The following is a 3,847-nucleotide window of genomic DNA, read 5'->3' as shown; positions in this document are numbered from 1 at the left end:
CCTCCCTCCCGTACCTGGCCGAGCTGTTCTCGCTGGAAGGCAGGGTCGCGGTGGTGACGGGAGGCAGCTCGGGGATCGGCAGGGCGATCGCCGGGGCGCTCGCGCGGGCCGGGGCCTCGGTGGTGGTCGTGGCGCGGCGGGAGGCCGAGCTCGCGGCGACCGTCCGCGAGCTGGAGGGGCACGGCTGCCGGGCCGCGGCGGTGAGCGCCGACCTGGGGTCGCGTGAGGCGGTCGCCGAGGCCGCCGAGGCCGCCGCGTCGGCGTTCGGCGAGCCCGACATCCTGGTCAACGCGGCGGGGGTGAACCTGCGGCCGCCGATGGACGAGCTCGGCGCCGACGTGTGGGACGCCACGATGGCGGTGAACCTGGAGGCGCCGTTCCTGCTCGGGCAGCGGTTCGGGCCGGGGATGGCCGAGCGCGGCTTCGGGCGGCTGATCCACATCGCCTCGCAGCAGGCGTTCCGGGCGTCGGTGACCAGCGGCGCCTACGGGGTGTCCAAGGCGGGGCTGGTGGCGCTGGCCCGGTCGCAGGCCGAGGCGTGGTCGAGCCGCGGCGTCACCGCCAACGCCCTGGTGCCGGGTTTCGTGATGACGCCGCTGAACGCGCGCCTGTCGTCGGACCCGGCGAAGGTGCGGGCGCTCGCCGAGCGGACCCTGGCCGGCCGCAACGGCCTGGCGGAGGACTTCGCCGGAGCCGCGGTGTTCCTGGCGTCGCCGTCCTCGGCCTACGTCACCGGCCAGTCGATCTTCGTGGACGGCGGCTTCTCCGCCCACTAGGCCCCCGCCCGGCGGGATCGAGGTGTGGCCTTCGGCCTTCGCCCGCGCACGGTCAAGACCAGCCCTGGTCGTCCAGGGCTGCTCCGGTGCGTCCGGAGCTCGGAACGAAAGACCGAAGGTCGTGATCATATGTGCAGGATCGAGAACACCGTGGACCGCCCGGCGGAGGACGGGAACGCCGTCGAGGCCCTTGGCGCGTTCGTCGCGTTCGTCGCCGCCGGGGCCCCCTGGGGCGCCTTCTTCGACATGGTGAACGGCGGCCTCGACGATCCCATCGGGGACGGCGCGCTGAAGGGCGCCATCGTCGGCGCCGTCTGCTTCGTTCTCATCGCCGTCGGCGTCGGCGTCGTCGTCGCGGTGCGGAACCGCAGGGCCGCGGCCGGTCGACGGAAACGAGACCGGCGGGCCCGCCAGAGCCCGGAAGCATGAGCCCTGGCAGCAGGCCCACTGATCTTCCAGCAGAACCCGGGGCGTAGCCCCGCAACAAGGAGCGGCCCCCTGGGGCCGCTCCTTCGTGTGAGCCATCGGATACCGGGCTCCCGCGTCCACGCCGCCGATCAGAGCCGGGGCCGGGGGTTCGACTGCGGGTTGAGAGTTGTCGGCCGCCGGCCCTGTTGAACGGGCCGCGAGCGGCGAGAAGTCTCCAGGACGCCTTCAACGGAACGCTGGAGGTCATGGATGGCGGAGACAGCACGACTCAGGTGACGGCGAGTGCCCGTCGAGGCGCCCGGTGACGGGCGGGGACGCGTGTCCAGGCGGCGGTGGTGGACGCTGGCGGTGGTGAGCGCGGCGCAGTTGCTGGTGGTCCTGGACGGGACGATCGTGAACATCGCGCTGCCGTCGGCGCAGCACGCGCTCGGGATGTCGGACGGGAACCGGCAATGGGCGATCACCGCTTACGCGCTGGCCTTCGGCGGGCTGCTGCTCATCGGCGGCAGGGTCAGCGGCGTGCTCGGCCACCGGCGCGCCTTCCTCGTCGGGCTGGCCGGGTTCGCCGCGTCGTCCGCGCTGGGCGGCGCGGCGGTGAACCCGCTGATGCTGTTCGGGGCGCGGGCGCTGCAGGGCGTCTTCGCCGCCCTCCTCGCGCCGGCCGGGCTGTCGCTGCTGGTGACCACCTTCACCGGGGCTCGCGAACGCGGCCGGGCGTTCGGGGTCTTCGCCGCGGTCGGCGCGGGTGGCTCGGCGATCGGCCTGATCGCCGGAGGCCTGCTGACCGAGTACGCCGGCTGGCGCTGGTGCCTGTACATCAACGCGCCGATCGCGCTGCTCGCCGCGCTCGGCGTCGCGCTGGTGCCCGCGGACCGGCCGATCGCGGAACGGGGGCGGCTGGACGTCGCCGGAGCGCTGCTCAGCCTCGCGGGATTCGCCGCGGTGGTGTACGGGTTCAACCGGGCCGAACCGCTGGGGTGGGGCTCTCGTGCTCACCGGGCTCGGCCTGGGCTGCGTGATGCCCCCGACCGCCGCTCTGGCCACCGAGGGCATGCGCGGCCACGACATCGGGGCGGCGTCGGCCGCCTACAACGCCGCCCAGCAGCTCGGAGCGGCTCTGGGCACCGCGCTGCTGAACACCCTGGCCGCCGGCGCGACCGCGGCCTACCTGGCCTCCCGCCCGCACCCGCGCCCGGACGCGGCCGCGGTGCACGGCTACACGACCGCGCTGACGGTGGCGTGCGTCATCCTGCTGGCGGCCGCGTGCCTCACCCTCGCGCTGTTCACCCTGCGGCGCGCGCGGCCGCGCGCGCCGCGCACCGGGGTGCGGGGCTAGGGCCACAGGCCGGTGGCGTGGACGGCGGCGGCGGGGTCGGCGGCGTGCACGATGCCGCCGACCGGCCGTCCGTCCTCGTCGTGGATGCGCCAGCCGCCGAGCTGGACGACGGGGATGCGCCCGGCGCGCATGGCCAGGGCGATCTCCGACAGGGTCCCCCAGGATCCGCCGACGGCGATGACGGCGTCGGCGGCGTTGACGATGACGTTGTTGCGGGCCTGGCCGAGGCCGGTGGGGACGGCGACGGTGAGGTCGGGCCCGGCGGCGGCGCGGTCGGCGGCGGGCAGGATCCCCACCACGACGCCGCCGGCGCTGCGGGCGCCCGCGGCCGCGGCGGCCATCACGCCGCCGTGCCCGCCGCACACGACCACGGCGCCGCGCCCGGCGAGGATCCGGCCGGTCTCGTAGGCGTGGTCCCACTGCAGCTCGGTGCACTCGCCCGGCCCGCACACCGCCACCTGCACGGCCATCGCGGCCCTACCCGGCGCCGTGCCGGGCGGCGATCTCGTCGATCGTCGCGGCGAGGTCGAAGTCCTTGCCGGTGAGGCCGCCGGCGCTGTGGGTGGTCAGGGCGAAGGTCAGGGTGCGCCAGCGGATGTCGATGTCGGGGTGGTGGTCGGCGTCCTCGGCGGCGCGGGCGACGTCGGCGACCACCTCGATCCCGGCGGCGAAGGACGGGGCGGTGACCTGCCTGCGGATCTGGTCGCCGTCGCGGCTCCAGGCGGGCAGGCCGCGCAGGCGGTCGGCGACTTCGTCGGCGTCGAGCGTGTCGGCCATCGGGTCACTCCCTGTTCGCTGGTGCCGTTCTCCTTCCTCCCTTCCCTGCGCGGGGCGACCGGTCACCCCGCGCCGGGGGTCAGGTCGTACAGGACGGCGCCGCCGACGGTGGCGGGGGTGTAGTGCGCGGCGACCCATGCGCTGATCTGCTGGGCGGCGTCGCTGCCACCACTGGCACTGCCGGCGCCGCGGGCCGTGGCGCCTCCCGGGCCGCGGTTCTGGCCGCGGTCGCCGCCGACGAAGTAGTGGATCTTTCCTTGGCGGGCGAGGCGCTGGAACTCGGCGAGGGTGGGGGCGGGGTCGGTGCCGTTGAATCCGCCGACGGCCATCACGGGCCGGCCGGTGGCGAGCTGGTAGCCGGCGGCGGTGTTGGATCCGACGGCGGCGGCGACCCAGGTGTAGGAGGCGGCGCCGGCGTTGAGGGCGGCGGTGACGGCGGCGCCGGGGGTCCCGGCGTTCAGGAGCCCGCCCGGTCCCCCGCCCGGGCCTGCGCCTCCCGGCCCTCCGCCGCCTCTGGGGCCTGCGGGTC

5 protein-coding genes and 2 pseudogenes are annotated in these 3,847 nt (G+C 75.7%); 4 read left to right on the top strand and 3 right to left on the bottom strand.

Annotated features, from left to right (window positions below):
* Positions 1-14 precede the first annotated feature (14 nt).
* The 4 genes and pseudogenes from AB0C69_RS39510 to AB0C69_RS39495 all read left to right on the top strand — a co-directional run bounded on the left by AB0C69_RS39510 (position 15) and on the right by AB0C69_RS39495 (position 2,541).
* Positions 15-776 carry an SDR family oxidoreductase gene (locus AB0C69_RS39510; protein ID WP_360361383.1) on the top strand — a complete coding sequence of 254 codons (762 nt, stop codon included), beginning with the start codon at positions 15-17 and terminating at the stop codon, positions 774-776.
* Positions 777-905: 129 nt separating this feature from the next.
* Positions 906-1,205, top strand: a complete 300-nt coding sequence (locus AB0C69_RS39505) for a hypothetical protein (protein WP_360361381.1) — start codon at positions 906-908, stop codon at positions 1,203-1,205.
* A 282-nt stretch (positions 1,206-1,487) separates the two neighbouring features.
* Positions 1,488-2,036: pseudogene (locus AB0C69_RS39500) on the top strand (MFS transporter); the annotation flags it as partial.
* A gap of 157 nt (positions 2,037-2,193) precedes the next feature.
* Complete coding sequence (locus AB0C69_RS39495; RefSeq protein WP_360361378.1) at positions 2,194-2,541, top strand: hypothetical protein; 348 nt, start codon at positions 2,194-2,196, stop codon at positions 2,539-2,541.
* On the opposite strand, the gene AB0C69_RS39490 is transcribed toward AB0C69_RS39495, so the two are convergent.
* The 3 genes and pseudogenes from AB0C69_RS39490 to AB0C69_RS39480 form a co-directional block, all read right to left on the bottom strand.
* Positions 2,538-3,011, bottom strand: a complete 474-nt coding sequence (locus tag AB0C69_RS39490; protein WP_360361375.1) for a TIGR00725 family protein — start codon at positions 3,009-3,011, stop codon at positions 2,538-2,540. The two genes, AB0C69_RS39495 and AB0C69_RS39490, sit on opposite strands and share 4 nt — an antisense overlap.
* A gap of 7 nt (positions 3,012-3,018) precedes the next feature.
* Entirely contained in the window at positions 3,019-3,318 is a 300-nt protein-coding gene (locus AB0C69_RS39485; RefSeq protein ID WP_360361372.1) for a 4a-hydroxytetrahydrobiopterin dehydratase, read from the bottom strand.
* Positions 3,319-3,380: 62 nt separating this feature from the next.
* A pseudogene (locus tag AB0C69_RS39480) lies at positions 3,381-3,847 on the bottom strand (hypothetical protein); the annotation flags it as partial.

It is taken from the genome of Actinomadura sp. NPDC048032 (genome assembly GCF_040653175.1).
GTDB lineage: Bacteria > Actinomycetota > Actinomycetes > Streptosporangiales > Streptosporangiaceae > Spirillospora > Spirillospora verrucosospora.
The sequence above is the reverse complement of the archived record's forward strand: the minus strand, read 5'-3'. Positions and strand labels throughout refer to the sequence as shown.

What these genes read in the sequence shown, in the direction of transcription:
- AB0C69_RS39505 (WP_360361381.1), top strand. Translation starts at nt 906, where the DNA reads ATGTGCAGGATCGAGAACACCGTGGACCGCCCGGCGGAGGACGGGAAC.
- AB0C69_RS39490 (WP_360361375.1), bottom strand. Translation starts at nt 3,011, where the DNA reads ATGGCCGTGCAGGTGGCGGTGTGCGGGCCGGGCGAGTGCACCGAGCTG.
- AB0C69_RS39485 (WP_360361372.1), bottom strand. Translation starts at nt 3,318, where the DNA reads ATGGCCGACACGCTCGACGCCGACGAAGTCGCCGACCGCCTGCGCGGC.